General features: G+C 62.9%; 11 protein-coding genes. 8 read left to right on the forward strand and 3 right to left on the reverse strand.

Annotated elements, in window-relative coordinates:
- The first annotated feature begins 208 nt into the window (after positions 1–208).
- The 6 genes from recC to yfiB all read left to right on the forward strand — a co-directional run bounded on the left by recC (position 209) and on the right by yfiB (position 11,941).
- Entirely contained in the window at positions 209–3,661 is a 3,453-nt protein-coding gene (gene recC / locus AC3WQN_RS23345) for an exodeoxyribonuclease V subunit gamma (protein WP_103401764.1), read from the forward strand.
- Positions 3,658–7,347 (forward strand): exodeoxyribonuclease V subunit beta, encoded by a 3,690-nt coding sequence (recB, locus tag AC3WQN_RS23350; protein WP_103401763.1) that lies wholly within the window; start codon positions 3,658–3,660, stop codon positions 7,345–7,347. The genes recC and recB overlap by 4 nt, the downstream gene beginning before the upstream one ends.
- The gene (recD, locus tag AC3WQN_RS23355; protein WP_103401762.1) at positions 7,344–9,431 is read left to right on the forward strand and encodes an exodeoxyribonuclease V subunit alpha; all 2,088 of its coding nucleotides are present in this window, start codon (positions 7,344–7,346) and stop codon (positions 9,429–9,431) included. The genes recB and recD overlap by 4 nt, the downstream gene beginning before the upstream one ends.
- Before the next feature lie 160 nt (positions 9,432–9,591).
- The gene (gene yfiR / locus AC3WQN_RS23360; protein ID WP_095081781.1) at positions 9,592–10,167 is read left to right on the forward strand and encodes a regulatory sequestration protein YfiR; all 576 of its coding nucleotides are present in this window, start codon (positions 9,592–9,594) and stop codon (positions 10,165–10,167) included.
- Complete coding sequence (gene dgcN / locus AC3WQN_RS23365) at positions 10,164–11,432, forward strand: diguanylate cyclase DgcN/YfiN (RefSeq protein ID WP_103401761.1); 1,269 nt, start codon at positions 10,164–10,166, stop codon at positions 11,430–11,432. Before yfiR ends, dgcN begins: the two co-directional genes overlap by 4 nt.
- 5 nt (positions 11,433–11,437) lie before the next feature.
- A complete protein-coding gene (gene yfiB, locus AC3WQN_RS23370) occupies positions 11,438–11,941 on the forward strand; it encodes an outer membrane lipoprotein YfiB (RefSeq protein WP_492589092.1) in 504 nt (167 codons plus the stop codon).
- Here the strand turns inward: yfiB and AC3WQN_RS23375 are convergent.
- Positions 11,938–12,885 carry a LysR family transcriptional regulator gene (locus AC3WQN_RS23375; protein WP_095145121.1) on the reverse strand — a complete coding sequence of 316 codons (948 nt, stop codon included), beginning with the start codon at positions 12,883–12,885 and terminating at the stop codon, positions 11,938–11,940. The two genes, yfiB and AC3WQN_RS23375, sit on opposite strands and share 4 nt — an antisense overlap.
- A 149-nt stretch (positions 12,886–13,034) precedes the next feature.
- Here AC3WQN_RS23375 and AC3WQN_RS23380 point away from each other — a divergent pair, with 149 nt between their 5' ends.
- Both AC3WQN_RS23380 and mmsB read left to right on the forward strand, forming a co-directional pair.
- Positions 13,035–14,561 (forward strand): CoA-acylating methylmalonate-semialdehyde dehydrogenase, encoded by a 1,527-nt coding sequence (locus AC3WQN_RS23380; RefSeq protein ID WP_103401760.1) that lies wholly within the window; start codon positions 13,035–13,037, stop codon positions 14,559–14,561.
- A 10-nt stretch (positions 14,562–14,571) separates the two neighbouring features.
- Complete coding sequence (mmsB, locus tag AC3WQN_RS23385) at positions 14,572–15,459, forward strand: 3-hydroxyisobutyrate dehydrogenase (RefSeq protein WP_103401759.1); 888 nt, start codon at positions 14,572–14,574, stop codon at positions 15,457–15,459.
- A gap of 273 nt (positions 15,460–15,732) precedes the next feature.
- Here the strand turns inward: mmsB and AC3WQN_RS23390 are convergent, their stop codons facing one another.
- Together AC3WQN_RS23390 and AC3WQN_RS23395 are read right to left on the reverse strand one after the other, a co-directional pair.
- Positions 15,733–16,077 (reverse strand): cupin domain-containing protein, encoded by a 345-nt coding sequence (locus AC3WQN_RS23390; RefSeq protein WP_095081774.1) that lies wholly within the window; start codon positions 16,075–16,077, stop codon positions 15,733–15,735.
- 104 nt (positions 16,078–16,181) lie between these two features.
- On the reverse strand, positions 16,182–16,553 hold the full coding sequence (locus AC3WQN_RS23395) for a MerR family transcriptional regulator (protein ID WP_103401758.1): 372 nt from the start codon (positions 16,551–16,553) through the stop codon (positions 16,182–16,184).
- Between the last annotated feature and the right edge of the window lie 8 nt (positions 16,554–16,561).

The following is a 16,561-nucleotide window of genomic DNA, read 5'->3' on the forward strand; positions in this document are numbered from 1 at the left end:
GTAGTGTGGGGTTTCCCCATGTGAGAGTAGGTCATCGTCAAGATTAAATTCCGAAACCCCTATCTGCGTATGCAGGTAGGGGTTTTGTTTTTGTGCGCGAAAAAGTTGTCACTCGCTGGCCATCGCACTGGACTGCTTCAGGCTGTCACAGGCACCTGACAATGCTAAGGTTCGACCCTGGCTTTTGCACATTTCCAAGGAAGCTCTCATGGCGGACGCCTCGCTGCTCAGCGCTGGCTTTATGGTGGTCCACGGCAATCGCCTGGATGAACTGCGTAGTCTGGTAGTCAGTTGGATGCGGCGTTATCCGCTCGCGCCTCTGGAAAATGAAATTGCTCTGGTGCAGAGCAACGGCATCGCCCAATGGCTGAAGCTGGCATTGGCCGAAGACCCTGAAGACGACGATATGGGCGGCTGCGGCATTGCAGCGGCCATAGATGTGCAGTTGCCTGGCAGCTTTATGTGGCAACTCTATCGGCTGGTGCTGGGACGCGATGAGATCCCCGCCAAGTCCTTGCTGGACAAGGCACCACTGACTTGGCGTTTGATGCGACTACTGCCGGAGTTGATCAATCAGCCGCACTTCGAGCCCCTGCAACGCTTTCTGACCAACGACACCGATCTGCGCAAGCGCTATCAATTGGCTGAGCGCCTGGCGGACTTGTTCGACCAGTATCAGGTCTACCGTGCGGACTGGCTGGAAGACTGGGCAGCAGGACGTCATCAGCTTCGTAATGGCCGAGGCGAGAGCAAACCCCTGACACCGGCTAACTGTTGGCAGGCCGAGTTGTGGCGTGCGTTACTGCTGGATGTGGGTGAGCAAGGCATGGCGCAAAGTCGTGCCGGTGTTCACCAGCGCTTCATTGAAACCATCACCCGCCTGGACACAGCCCCCCGTGGCTTGCCGTCCCGGGTCATCGTTTTCGGTATCTCTTCACTGCCCGCCCAAGCCCTGGAAGCCCTCGCTGGATTGGCGCGTTTCAGCCAGGTCCTGTTGTGTGTGCATAACCCATGTCGTCACCATTGGGCAGACATCGTCGCCGATAAAGACCTATTAAGGCATCAATACAAACGTCAGGCGCGCAAGACCGGCATGCCGGTGGTGCTTGACCCGCAGACCCTGCACCAGCACGCACACCCGTTGCTGGCGGCCTGGGGCAAGCAAGGTCGTGACTACATCAACCTGCTCGACAGCTACGACGATCCCAACAGCTACCGCTCGGCATTTCGCGACGGCCGCATCGACCTGTTCAGCGATACCCCGCCGCTCACCCTGCTCAACCAACTGCAGGACGACATCCTGGAGTTGCGTCCGCTGAATGAAACCCGCCAGCTGTGGCCGGCCATCGACCTCACGCAGGATGAGTCGATTCGTTTTCACATTGCCCATAGCGCACAACGTGAAGTGGAGATTCTCCATGACCAGTTGCTTGCGCGCTTCAGTGCCAACCCTCAGTTGCGCCCACGGGATGTGATCGTGATGGTGCCGGACATCGACAGTTATGCGCCTCACATCCGGGCGGTGTTCGGCCAGCTTGAGCGCGAGGATCGGCGCTTTATCCCCTTCACCCTGACGGATCAGGGCCAGCGTGGCCGTGACCCGCTGCTGATTGCCGTCGAGCATTTGCTCAAGTTGCCCGATAGCCGATTCCCGGTCAGTGAAATCCTCGACTTGCTCGACGTACCCGCCTTGCGTGCCCGATTCGGGGTACAAGAGCGCGACCTTCCGACGCTGCATCGCTGGATAGAAGGCGCGGGTGTTCGCTGGGGCATGAGTGCCGAACAGCGTGCCGGCCTGGGGCTGCCGGGTGAGCTCGAGCAAAACAGTTGGCGTTTCGGCTTGCGCCGCATGCTGCTGGGCTATGCCGTGGGCAGTGGCGAGGCCTGCGATGGCATCGAACCCTACGATGAAATCGGCGGCCTGGATGCGGCCCTGATCGGCCCGTTGGTAGCCTTGCTCGATGCCTTGCAGATTGCTCACCAGGAGTTGTCACGACCGGCGTCGCCCGAGCAATGGGGCGCGCGCCTGCAAGCCCTGATGCAGGTATTTTTCCTGGCCAGCAATGAGCACGACGACTACCTGCTCGCCCAGCTCGAACTGCTGCGCGAAACCTGGTTGGAGACCTGCGAGTCGGTTGGCCTGCACGACGAGCTGCCGCTGACCGTCGTGCGTGAAGCCTGGTTGGCCGGCCTCGACCAGGGGCGCTTGTCCCAGCGGTTCCTGGCTGGCGCGGTGAATTTCTGCACGCTGATGCCGATGCGCGCCATCCCGTTCAAGCTGGTATGCCTGCTGGGCATGAACGACGGTGATTACCCGCGTGCGCAACCGCCACTGGACTTCGACCTGATGGGCAGCGACTACCGCCCCGGTGACCGTTCGCGGCGAGAGGACGACCGCTACCTGCTGCTTGAAGCCTTGCTCTCGGCGCGCGATCAGCTCTACATCAGTTGGGTCGGACGCAGTATTCGCGACAACAGCGAGCGCCCGGCCTCGGTGCTCATCGGTCAGTTGCGTGATCACCTGGCCAATGGCTGGAGGCTCGTGGATGAACAGCAAGAGCTGCTGGCGGCGATGACCCAGGAGCATCCACTGCAGCCCTTCAGCGCACGCTATTTCCATGAAGGTGATCAGCTGTTCAGCTACGCCCGGGAATGGCAGCTATTGCATGAGGATCGCCCGCCCTCCCAGGCGTCGGTCCTCCTGGAGCCCTATGTTCAGGAGGAGCCGCTGAGCCTGGCGCAGCTTCAGGATTTTCTGCGCCACCCGGTGCGACACTTTTTCAGTCAGCGCCTCAAAGTGTTTTTCGAATCGGCCCAGCCCCCCCTGGAAGACGAAGAGCCCTTTGTGCTTGATGCCTTGCAGCGCTACAGCCTGAGCGACAGCTTGCTGGAAGCGGCGCTCAGCCATCCAGATCAACCCGAGCAAGCCTTGCAGCTCCAGGCCCAGCGCCTGCAACACAGTGGCTTGCTGCCGATGGCCGGTTTCGGTGAGTGCCTGCAGCGTGAGCTGATCGAGCCACTGCCGGATCTGGTGCAGCGTTATCAACAGCTGCTGGCGTTGTGGCCTACACCGAACACCAGCGCGCTGCCGGTTTCGCTGCAGCTCAATGGCGTGAGTCTGGAGGGCTGGCTCAGCGGGCTCCATCAGCGGGCCGACGGTGGCTTGCTGTCGGTCACGACGATTCCCAACAGCATTGGCTCGACCAAGACGCGCAAATGGCATCGGCTGACCCGGCCGTGGATCAACCACCTGGTGGCCTGCGCGTGCGGCTTGCCGATGACCACGGGCTTGGTCGCCAGTGACGACACCCTGCTACTGGCCCCGCTGGACGAAAACGCCGCGCTGAAGATCCTTGGCGATCTGCTGCAGGCCTGGCAGTCGGGCATGCGTCAGCCCCTGCCGGTGGCGGTCAAGACTGCGTTCGCCTGGCTGGGCCAGACCGATCCGGCCAAAGCGCAGGCCGCGGCTCGCAAGGCCTACGAGGGCGATGGCTTGACCAGCGAAGGCGAGCGACGGGAAAGCCCCGCGCTGGCACGGCAGTTCGCCGATTACAACGCCCTGATTGCCGATAAAACCTTCGAGGCCTGGTGTGACGCGCTCTACCGTCCGCTGCTCGAAGCCTCCTGGCGTTCCGTGACCCGCGAGGAATCGCCCGCATGACAGCAACAGTCCCCTTGGCATTAGCCTTCCCGCTTCACGGCAGCCAACTGATCGAAGCCAGCGCCGGTACCGGCAAGACCTTCACCATTTCGGCGCTGTATCTGCGCCTGGTGCTGGGGCACGGCGATCAGCTCAGTGGTTTTGGCCGCGAACTGCTGCCGCCGCAAATTCTCGTGGTGACCTTCACCGATGCGGCCACCAAGGAGCTGCGCGAGCGTATCCGCACCCGACTGGCGGAAGCCGCCCGGTTCTTCCGCGACGAAACACCGGCCCCCGACAGCCTGATCGCCGACTTGCGCGGGCAGTACAGCGTCGAGCAATGGCCCGGCTGTGCGAACCGCCTGGACATTGCCGCGCAATGGATGGATGAGGCCGCCGTTTCGACCATCCACAGTTGGTGCCAGCGCATGCTGCGCGAGCACGCATTCGACAGTGGCAGCCTGTTTACCCAATCCCTTGAGACCGATCACAGCGACTTGCTCGGCGAAGTGGTGCGCGATTACTGGCGCCTGTATTGCTATCCGATGCAGGGCGACGCGCTGAACTGGGTGCGCTCCAACTGGGGCGGCCCGGCGGCCTTGTTGTCGCGGGTGCGTGGACTGTTCGACAGTGAGCGCGACAGCGTAGAGGGCAAGGCACCGGCCGAGTTGATTGGCGAGTGCTTGCAGGCACGACGTGAGGCGCTGGTGGCGCTCAAGGTACCCTGGGTGCAATGGGCTCCCGAGTTGCGTGACATCTGCCTGCAGGGCGTGGCGAGCAAGGCCGTTGACGGTCGCAAGATGCAAGCCCGTTACTTCGAGCCCTGGTTCGAGAAAATCAGTGCCTGGGCCGAGGATGAAAGCCTTGAGCAATTGGACATCGGCACCGGCTTCACTCGCCTGACGCCCGATGGCATGGCGGAGGCCTGGAAAGGCCAGGCCCCCACTCATCCAGGGCTGGACGCCATGTCCGGCTTGAAAGCCCGCCTGGATGCACTGCCGACGCCGGACGCCGCGGTGTTGAAACATGCGGCGCAGTGGATCGGTGCGCGCTTTGAGCACGAGAAACGCCGTCGCGCGGAAATGGGCTTCGACGACATGTTGCTGCGCCTGCGCGCGGCGCTGCAAGCCGAGGGCGGTGAGCGCCTGGCGACCTTGATCCGTGAGCAGTTCCCGGTTGCGCTGATCGATGAGTTCCAGGACACCGACCCGGTGCAGTACCGCATCTTCGAGAGCATCTATCGCATTGAGGACAACAACCCGGAGTGCGGGCTGTTTCTGATCGGCGATCCGAAGCAGGCGATCTATGCATTCCGGGGCGCCGATATCTACACCTACCTGCGGGCACGCCAGGCGACGAGCGGACGCTTGCACACCCTGGGCACCAACTTCCGTTCCAGCCACGGCATGGTCGATGCGGTGAACCATGTGTTCCAGAGGGCTGAACGCCGAGAGCAGGGGCGTGGCGCATTTCTGTTCCGTGAGCCGGACGGCGAGAACCCCGTCCCCTTTTCGCCAGTAGCGTCCCAGGGCCGCAAGGAGTCGTTGCAGGTCGACGGCCAGGCGGTGCCGGCGCTGAATGTCTGGCAGCTGTCCAGTGAACAGCCCCTGTCGGGTGCCGTCTATCGACAGCAACTGGCCGCGGCGTGCGCCAGTGAAATTACCGCGTTACTCAACGGTGGCCAGCAGGGGCGGGCGGGTTTCGTGCGCGACGCGCAAGCGCTCGTGGGCTTGCTGCCGGCCGACATTGCGATTCTGGTGCGCGATGGCAAGGAGGCCCAGGCCGTGCGCAATGAGTTGTCCGCGCGAGGGGTACGCAGTGTCTACCTTTCCGACAAGGACTCAGTGTTCGCCGCCCAGGAAGCCCATGACCTGCTGAGTTGGCTCAAGGCCTGTGCCGAGCCGGATGTCGAGCGTCCGCTGCGTGCGGCATTGGCCAGCATCACCCTCAACCTGTCGTTGATAGAGCTGGAACGCTTGAACCAGGACGAGTTGGCCTGGGAACGGCGCGTCATGCAGTTTCGTGCGTATCGGCTGATCTGGCGGACTCAGGGGGTGCTGCCGATGTTGCGGCGCTTGCTCCACGACTTCGAACTGCCTCAGGCGCTGATTGCCCGCAGCGATGGCGAGCGGGTGTTGACCAACCTGCTGCACCTCTCGGAATTGCTGCAACAGGCCGCCGCCGAACTGGATGGCGAGCAGGCCCTGATCCGGCATCTGTCCGAGCACCTGGCGTTGTCCGGGCAGGCCGGTGAGGAGCAGATCCTGCGCCTGGAAAGCGACGAGCAACTGGTCAAGGTGGTCACCATCCACAAGTCCAAGGGCCTTGAATACCCCTTGGTCTTCCTGCCGTTCATCTGTTCGGCCAAGCCGGTGGACGGCAGTCGCCTGCCGTTGCATTACCACGATGAGCACGGCAAGTCTCAGGTCTCCATGAGCCCGACGCCCGAGCTGATCGCACGGGCTGACCACGAGCGCCTGGCAGAAGACTTACGGTTGCTCTACGTGGCCCTGACCCGGGCCCGGCATGCGTGCTGGCTCGGCGTCAGCGACCTCAAGCGTGGCAACAGCAACAGCTCGGTGCTGCACCTCTCTGCGCTGGGCTATGTGCTCGGCGGGGGCGAACAGCTGGCTGAATCGGCGGGCCTGGCGTGTTGGCTGCGAGACATGCAGCACGACTGCGTGGCGCTGAGCGTTGGCGAGATGCCCGAGGCCACCGACGAGCGCTATCACCCACCGCGCAATGAGGCGAAGTTACTCGCACCGCGAGAGCCGAAGCGCAGGGCGGCGGAAAACTGGTGGATCGCCTCCTACAGTGCGTTGCGCATTGGCGACCGCCTGGCGGGTGCTGGCGACGAGGCCCCGGAAAGCCCGCAAGCGCAAAAACTCTTCGATGACGAGCGCCTTGACCCGGACGCCCCCCGTGAGGTGCTCGTCAGTGGCGGCGATATCCATCGTTTTCCCCGTGGGCCGAATCCCGGGACCTTTCTTCATGGTCTACTGGAGTGGGCCGGCAACGAGGGTTTCAGCGCCGACAGCCAGGCCATCGAAGACGCCATTGCCCGCCGTTGCAACCGCCGCGGCTGGGAGGGCTGGATCACGACCCTGAGTGGCTGGTTGGAGCACCTGATCCAGGCACCGTTGCGCCTGGGCGCGGACCAATCGCCGGTGGTATTGGGACAATTGACCGAGTACCGGGTGGAGATGGAGTTCTGGTTCGCCAGCCACACCGTCGATGTGCTGAAACTCGATGAGCTGGTGCGGCAATACACCCATGGTGGTGCTGCCCGGGTAGCGGCCGAGCCGGTGAAACTCAATGGCATGTTCAAGGGCTTTATCGACCTGACCTTCGAGCACGAGGGGCGCTACTACGTGGCCGACTACAAATCCAACTGGCTGGGTGCCGATGACTCGGCCTACACCGAGCAGGCCATGGAGCAGTCGATGCTCGATCACCGTTATGACCTGCAGTACGTGCTGTACCTGCTGGCGCTGCATCGCCAACTCAAGGCGCGGCTCGCCGACTACGATTACGACCGCCACATGGGCGGCGCCTTGTACCTGTTCCTGCGGGGCACTCAGGCAGCGAGCCAGGGCGTGTATTTCACCCGTCCGCCACGCACCTTGATCGAACGCCTGGACCGCTTGTTCCAGGGCCAACCAGAACCCAGGGCCGAAGCCGCCTGGGAGCAGGGTGTATTGCTATGAATCGTTCCTTCGCCGACCTGTTACCCACACCCCTGACGGCCGAGAGCCTGGCGCAACTGGCGCCCCTGAGCCGTGCCGAGGACTTGTTGTTGTTGCTTGAGCGCTGGGTCGAGCGCGGCTGGCTGCGGGCGCTGGACAAGGCCTTTGTCGCCTTCCTCCATGAGCGCGACCCGGACGGTGATCCCCTGGTGTTGCTGGCGGGCGCATTGACCAGTCACCAGTTGGGGCACGGTCACGTCTGCCTTGACCTGTTCGAGACGCTCAAGGAACCGGACTTCGCCCTGTCCCTGCCGCCGGAAGGCGAGGTGCAGACCGGCACCCGCTTGTTGCCCTCGCAATTGCTGGAAGCCGTGGAAGGTGCCCACTGGTGCAAGGTGCTGGCGTCCAGCCCGCTGGTGGCGTTGGCCGTCGATGGGCGAGAAGAGACCCGGCACCGGCCGTTGGTGTTGTCCGGCAAGCGCCTGTACCTGCGCCGGTACTGGACGTACGAGCGGCGCATCGACAGCGCATTGCGCGAGCGGCTGGTGGCCCATGAACCGGTCGCCGCTGATCTGTCCGAACGCCTCGACGGATTGTTTGGACCGGTCAAGGCCGGTGCCCCGATCGATTGGCAGAAGCTGGCCTGTGCCCTGGCCACCCGTGGTGCATTCAGCATCATCACCGGCGGGCCAGGCACTGGTAAAACCACCACCGTCGTGCGCTTGCTGGCACTGCTCCAGGCGCCCGCCGTGGAGGCGCAAAAGCCGTTGCGCATCCGGCTCGCGGCACCGACCGGCAAGGCTGCCGCGCGGTTGACCGAGTCCATCAGCCAGCAAGTCCGTACGCTGCAGGTCGCCGACAATGTGAGAGACAAGATCCCCTCTGACGTGACCACGGTCCACCGTCTGCTGGGCAGTCGTCCGGGCACCCGGCATTTCCGGCATCACGCTGGAAATCCGCTGCCGCTGGATGTGCTGGTGGTCGACGAGGCGTCGATGATCGACCTGGAAATGATGGCCAACCTGCTCGACGCCCTGCCGGCCCATGCCCGCCTGGTGTTGTTGGGTGACAAGGATCAACTGGCCTCGGTGGAAGCCGGCGCCGTACTCGGTGACCTGTGTCGCGATGCCGAGGGCGGTTGGTACAGCCCACAGACCCGTGACTGGCTGCAAGCGGTCAGCGGTGAACAGCTGGGCGGCAGCGAGTTGCAGGAAGACCTCGATGGCCGTCACCCGCTGGCCCAGCAAGTGGTGATGTTGCGTCACTCGCGGCGCTTCGGTGAGGGCAGCGGCATCGGTCAGTTGGCGCGCTGGGTCAATCAACAGAACGCCGAGCACGCACGGCAGTTGCTGGCGGCCCGTAGCCATGCCGATCTGCATGTGCTGGCGCTCAAGGGCGAACAGGACAGGGCGCTGGAGCGCCTGCTGCTCGATGGCCAGGGTGACGGGCCGAAAGGGTATCGGCATTACCTGAGCCTGCTGCGCAATCAGCGCCCGCCCCTGGACACCGTCCCCGACGATGCGTGCTGGGAGAACTGGGCCCGCGATGTCTTGCACGCCTTTGATGCGTTCCAGTTGCTGTGCGCCGTGCGCAAGGGACCATGGGGGGTGGAAGGGCTGAATCAGCGCATCACGACCGCGTTGCTCAAGGCCCGACTGATCGACAGCGACCAGCAATGGTACGAAGGCCGGCCCGTGCTGATGACGCGCAACGACTACGGCCTGGGTCTGATGAACGGCGACATCGGCATTGCCCTCAAACTGCCAGAGCGTGATGGGCAGGATGCCGGTCGCCAGGTGCTGCGTGTGGCCTTTGCCCGCAACGATGGCCAGGGAGGCGTGCGGTTTGTGCTACCGAGCCGGTTGAACGATGTGGAAACCGTGTATGCCATGACGGTGCACAAATCCCAGGGCTCGGAATTCGCCCACACCGCACTGATCCTTCCGGATGCGCTGAACCCGGTGCTGACCAAGGAACTGATCTACACCGGCATTACCCGGGCCAAGGACTGGTTCAGTCTGATAGAGCCCCGCAGCGGCGTGTTCGAAGAGGCGGTGCGGCGTAAGGTCAAGCGCTTGAGCGGGTTGATGCTGGAGCTGGGCTGAAGGCGGTGAAAGATGACTGATCGATCAGCTTTTCCATGGGTCGCGGGCGCTGGAAACACCGGATAGTCAGTCGGGCCGCGCACTGCGTGGCCTCGCCGCTGTTTCTGTGCTGTGCTATCGTTGCGGCATCATTTTCGTCACGATCAAAGAGAATTCCTGCATGAAGCTGGCTGTCTGGACGACAGAATGCATGGTGGGCTGGAAGCGATTCTGGCTGGCCGGTATGTTCTGTTTGTTCAGCCTTCCGCTGTTCGCCCAGTCGCAAGCGCCTGTGAGCATGGCCGATCAACGCGCAAAATCCGTCACCCAGGTCGTGCTGGGTATTCTCAGTTATGCGCGCTGGCCGGTAGAACCGACCCGGTTGCGGCTCTGCGTGATCGGGCCCACGGAATACACCGACGACCTGGTCAAGGGCACGACCCAGGCCACCGGGCGCCCGGTGCTCGTGCGACGCCTGCTGGCCAGCCACCCGGACATTGTCAACGAATGTGATGCGGTCTACCTCGGCAAGTTGACCCCCGAGGAGCGCAACACGCTGTTTGCCGCGCTGACCGGTCGCCCGGTGCTGAGTATCAGCGAGGGCGGCGATCAATGTACGGTTGGCAGTCTGTTCTGCCTGCAGGTCACCGACAGTCATGTGTCATTCGAGGTCAACCTCGACTCGGTCGCTCGCAGCGGCGTGCGTATTCACCCCAGCGTCCTGCAACTGTCACGCCGTAAACAGGCGGCCCCATGAGCCTGTTCAATAGAAGCGCGCGCCCGACCCTGCGCTCGGTCATTGGCCGTGGCAACCTGATCGTCGCCCTGGTCGGCGTGGCCATGACCAGCTTGTCCCTGACCGCGCTGGGCGTGCTGGCCTTGCGGGTGTACGCCGATCACAACCTGCACCTGATTGCCCGCTCCATCAGCTACACCGTGGAAGCGGCGGTGGTGTTCAACGACAACGTGGCGGCGAACGAGGCGCTGGCCTTGATCGCCGCCACGGAAGAAGTGGCCGATGCCCAGGTGTTCGACGCCAGTGGCCAGTTGCTGGCGCGTTGGCAGCGGCCGGACACCGGACTGGTGTCGGAGCTTGAAATGCAGATTTCCCGCGCCCTGCTGGAAGAACCCATCCGCCTGCCCATCGTCCATCAGGATCGGCCCGTGGGCAGTATTCTGCTGACCGGACATGGCGCCAGCCTGATGCGCTTCCTGCTCAGCGGTTTGGCCGGGATCGTCCTGTGCACCGCGCTGAGTGCTGGGGTCGCGATGTTCCTGGCGCGCCGGCAACTGCAAGGAATCATCGGCCCGTTACGGCGCTGGGCGGATGTCGCCCATGCCGCACGGATTGAGCGCGCGTTTGACCAGCGTGTGCCACCGGCGCGTATCGCCGAACTGGACAGCCTGGGCAATGACTTCAATGCCCTGCTCGATGAACTGGAGTCCTGGCAGACTAATCTGCAAAGCGAGAATGAAACCCTGGCTCACCAGGCCAGCCACGACAGCCTGACCGGGCTACCGAACCGGGCATTCTTCGAAGGCCGCTTGATCCGCGCCTTGCGCAACGGCAGCAAGCACAATCAGCGGGTGGCGGTGCTGTTTCTCGACAGTGACCGCTTCAAGGAGATCAACGACAGTTTCGGCCACGCCGCGGGTGATGCGGTGTTGGTGGCGGTGGCTAACCGGGTCCGGGCGCAGTTGCGTGAAGAGGACCTGGTGGCACGCCTGGGAGGCGATGAGTTTGCCGTGCTGCTGACGCCGTTGCACAGGACCGAAGATGCCGAACGGATTGCCGGCAAGATTATCGACAGCATGCAGATGCCGGTTCAGTTGCCAGGCGGTCACTCGGTCCTGACCTCACTGAGCGTGGGCATCTCGATTTTTCCCGATCATGGCACCACCCCCGGCGCCTTGCTCAATGCCGCCGATGCGGCGATGTATCACGCCAAAAGCCTCGCTCGAGGCGGGCAATACACGGCACGGTCGGAGCACCTTGCCGTCAACGTTCAAACCAGGAGCTAACCCCCTTGTTTTCTCTGACTCAGCGTTCCCTTCGACTCTTCACCCTGACCCTGTTCATGGCCATGCTGGCCTTGACCGGGTGCCAGACCGCGCCGCCAAAAGGTCTCACCCCCGCGCAAATCACCGTGCTCAAACAACAGGGGTTCGAATTGACCGAGGAAGGCTGGGAGTTCGGTTTGTCGGGCAAGGTGCTGTTTGGCAGTGACGTGGAACGCCTGAACGCCCAAAGCACCGAGATCGTCGAGCGGATTGGCAAGGCGCTGCTGGGCGTCGGCATCGAGCGCGTGCGAGTCGACGGCCACACCGACGCCTCGGGCAAGGAAGCCTATAACCAGCAACTGTCCTTGCGCCGGGCCAAGAGTGTGGCCACGGTACTGACCCGCGTTGGCATGCGCGAAGAGAACATTCAGCTGCGTGGCCTGGGCAGCAGCGAGCCGGTGGCACCCAACAACAGCGCTGCGGGACGCACCGAGAACCGCCGGGTGTCGATCGTGGTCAGCGCCGACTAGTCGGCGAATCGCATCGTTCGGGTCTCACCCATCAACAGCGCCTGGTTCTGCTCGGTCACGGCGCGGATGTAATCCCACAACAGGGTAATCCGCTTGAGCTTGCGCAGGTCTTCGCGGCAGTACATCCAGAACTGCCGGGTGATCGTGATCTCTTCCGGTAATACCGGCAGCAGTCGTGGATCCTGGGCGGCCAGGAAGCACGGCAGGATCGCCAGCGAGCGACCTTGCTGCGCCGCGACAAACTGCGCGATCACGCTGGTGCTGCGCAGGTTGGCGCTGGCGCCGGGCAGCACATTGGCCAGGTACAGCAGCTCAGAGCTGAAGGCCAGGTCGTCGACATAGCTGATGAACTGATGCTGGCCCAGATCGGCCGGACGGCGAATCGGTGGGTGCTGGTCGAGGTAGTCCTGGGTCGCGTACAACTGCAAACGGTAGTCGCAGAGTTTGCAGCAGACGTAAGGACCGTGTTCCGGGCGCTCCAGGGCGATGACAATGTCGGCTTCGCGCTTGGACAGGCTGATGAAGTGCGGCAGCGGCAGGATGTCCACCGAGATCGCCGGGTAGGCATCGACGAAGTGGCTGAGCTGCGGGGTGATGAAAAAACTGCCGAAGCCCTCGGTACAGCCCATCCGGACGTGGCCGGACAACGCCACTCCCGACCCCGAGACCTGTTCGCACGCCATGTGCAGGGTGCTTTCTATGGACTCGGCATACCCCAGCAAACGCTGGCCCTCGGCGGTCAGGACAAAGCCGTTGGTCCGGGACTTCTCGAACAGCAAGGTACCCATTGAGCCTTCCAGCGAGCTGATGCGCCGCGACACCGTGGTGTAGTCCACGGCCAGGCGCTTGGCGGCGGTGCTGGCCTTGCGGGTGCGGGCGACTTCAAGGAAAAACTTCAGGTCGTCCCAGTTCAGGGAACCCAGGGATGTGATGTTTTTTTGCATGTTGGACCGGCTTTTATGTGCGTTCTTATTAGAAGTTTGCACATCTATACTCCAAAAACAGCCCGATAACCAATTCGCGGTACACGCCTCATCTCAAGGCGACTTGCTCGCCTTGGCTCCTAGCATAATTACAAGTTCCGGAGATCAGCATGAACGCATCGCTTACGCCCAACGAAACCACCGTGCAGACCGTCAAGCTGTTGATCGATGGTCAGTGGGTCGAGTCCAGGACCACCGAATGGCACGACATCGTCAACCCGGCGACCCAGCAAGTGCTGGCCAAAGTCCCGTTCGCCACGGCCGAGGAAGTTGACGCGGCGATCAGTGCGGCCCATCGCGCCTTCCAGACCTGGAAGCTGACCCCGATTGGCGCGCGGATGCGCATCATGCTCAAGCTCCAGGCGCTGATTCGCGAACACTCCAAACGCATCGCCGTGGTCCTGAGCGCCGAGCAAGGCAAAACCATTGCCGACGCCGAAGGCGATATTTTCCGTGGCCTGGAAGTGGTCGAGCACGCCTGCTCCATCGGCAGCCTGCAAATGGGTGAGTTCGCTGAAAACGTCGCCGGTGGCGTCGACACCTACACCCTGCGCCAGCCGATCGGTGTGTGCGCCGGTATCACGCCGTTCAACTTCCCGGCGATGATTCCGCTGTGGATGTTCCCGATGGCCATCGCCTGCGGCAACACTTTCGTCCTCAAGCCTTCCGAACAGGACCCGCTGTCGACCCTGCTGCTGGTGGAGCTGGCGATTGAGGCCGGCGTACCGGCTGGCGTGCTCAACGTGGTGCACGGCGGCAAGGACGTGGTGGATGCCCTATGCACCCACAAGGACATCAAGGCTGTTTCGTTCGTCGGTTCGACCGCGGTCGGTACCCACGTCTATGACCTGGCTGGTAAGCACGGCAAGCGTGTGCAATCGATGATGGGCGCCAAGAACCACGCCGTAGTGCTGCCCGATGCCAACCGTGAGCAAGCGCTCAACGCTCTGGTCGGTGCAGGTTTCGGCGCGGCCGGTCAACGCTGCATGGCCACTTCGGTGGTGGTGCTGGTGGGCGCGGCCAAGCAGTGGTTGCCAGACCTCAAGGCCCTGGCGCAACAACTAAAGGTCAACGCTGGCAGCGAGCCAGGCACCGATGTTGGCCCGGTGATCTCCAAGCGTGCCAAGGCGCGGATTCTGGAACTGATCGAGAGCGGCATCAAGGAAGGTGCGAAGCTTGAACTGGACGGTCGCGATGTCAGCGTTCCGGGTTTCGAGCAGGGCAACTTTGTCGGCCCGACCCTGTTCTCCGGTGTGACCACCGATATGCAGATCTACACCCAGGAAATCTTCGGCCCGGTGCTGGTGGTGCTGGAAGTCGACACCCTGGATCAGGCCATTGCCCTGGTCAACGCCAACCCGTTCGGCAACGGTACCGGCCTGTTCACCCAGAGCGGTGCGGCGGCGCGTAAATTCCAGAATGAAATCGACGTGGGTCAGGTCGGCATCAACATCCCGATTCCGGTGCCGGTCCCGTTCTTCAGCTTCACCGGTTCCCGCGGCTCCAAGCTCGGCGACCTGGGCCCGTATGGCAAGCAAGTGGTGCAGTTCTACACTCAAACCAAGACCGTCACCAGCCGCTGGTTCGACGATGACAGCGTCAATGACGGTGTGAACACCACCATCAACCTGCGTTGAGGAGCCGGACATGAAAATCGCTTTTATCGGTCTCGGCAACATGGGCGCGCCGATGGCGCGCAACCTGATCAAGGCCGGCCATTCGCTGAACCTGGTCGACCTGAACAAAGCCGTGCTCGCGGAGCTGGCACAACTGGGCGGCACCATCAGTGCGACGGCCCGCGAAGCCGCGCAAGGTGCAGAGCTGGTGATCACCATGCTGCCGGCCGCCGTGCATGTGCGCAGCGTCTGGCTCGGTGAAGACGGCGTGCTGGCCGGGATCGCCAAGGGCGTGCCCGCCGTGGATTGCAGCACCATCGATCCGCAGACCGCCCGCGATGTCGCCGCCGCGGCGGCCAAACAAGGCGTGAGCATGGCCGATGCACCGGTTTCCGGTGGTACCGGTGGCGCGGCGGCCGGCACACTGACCTTCATGGTCGGTGCTACCCCGGAACTGTTCGCCATCCTGCAACCGGTGCTGGCGCAGATGGGCCGCAACATCGTGCACTGCGGCGAAGTCGGTACCGGGCAAATCGCCAAGATCTGCAACAACCTGCTGTTGGGGATTTCCATGGTCGGCGTCAGTGAAGCCATGGCCCTGGGCGATGCCCTTGGGATCGACACGGGCGTGCTGGCGGGGATCATCAACAGTTCCACCGGCCGTTGCTGGAGTTCGGAAATGTACAACCCGTGGCCGGGCGTGGTTGAAACGGCCCCGGCGTCCCGTGGCTACACCGGCGGTTTCGGTGCCGAACTGATGCTCAAGGACCTGGGGCTGGCCACTGAAGCCGCGCGCCAGGTGCACCAGCCGGTGGTGCTCGGGGCGGTGGCCCAGCAGCTGTATCAGGCCATGAGCCTGCGCGGTGAAGGCGGCAAGGACTTCTCGGCGATCATCAACGGCTATCGCAAACCTCAGTAGGGTGTTTCCGGGGGACTGCACCGAGTGGTGCCCCGGTTTTTTACACCGGACGTGTGGCAGCGGACTTTGTGTGGCGAGGGAGCTTGCTCCCGCTCGAGTGCGAAGCAGTCGCAAATCAGCACATGTGTTTTACCTGATACACCGCGATCCCCGGTTTTGGGTCCGCTTCGCGTACCAGCGGGAGCAAGCTCCCTCGCCACAGGGGGGGAGCTCTTGCCCCGCAGCGTATTTTTACCGGGAGCCCACGTCGGGTGGGCTCCCGGTTTTTTGTGCTCAGGCGAACACGAAATACTTGCGTACGGTCTCGACCACTTCCCAGGTGCCTTTCATTCCCGGCTCCACGACGAAGATATCACCGGCACGCAGGTGGATCGGTTCCATGCCGTCCGGGGTGATCACGCAGTAGCCTTCCTGGAAATGGCAGTATTCCCACTTCACGTAGTCCACTCGCCATTTGCCCGGTGTGCAGATCCAGGTGCCCATGATCTTGCTGCCATCCTCGCTGGTGTAGGCGTTGAGGTTGACGGTGTGCGGATCGCCTTCGAGCTTTTCCCATTTGCAGGCGTCGAGGACGGGCAGCGGATGGGTATCGCGCAGGACGGTAATGGGTTTTGACATGCTGACTCCGAGCGTTAGGCAGGACTGAAGTCGCACCCTATAGCGTCCATCCGCGGGTCAGTTGTCTGTGCTCGACACTGAGCTATCCAGAAACGCGCGCAGCTTCAAACCCGCTCGAGCGGGCAGTGCTGTTGCACGTGCGCCAGGCTCGCCTGGAGCTTGGACAGTTGCTGGTGTTGCTGGGTCAGTTGCACGATGCTGTCGGCCAACTGCTGCTTTTTGTCGACGATGGCCTGCAGGGCCAGGTCCCAGGGTGGCGTCTGGTCGCGGTGGTCCTGCAGCATCACCTGCATTTCCTTGAGCTTGAAACCCAATTGCTGGGCGCATTTGATGAAGCTCAACAGGTCGACACTGTGCTGGTCGTAAATGCGGTATTTGCCCTGGCGCTGCGCAGGCGGCAACAGGCCAATGTCCTCGTAGTGACGGATGCTCTTGATAGTGGTGCCCGACAGCTTTGCCGCTTTACCGATGTACATGAAAAGTC

It is taken from the genome of Pseudomonas sp. FW300-N1A1, from assembly GCF_058789115.1.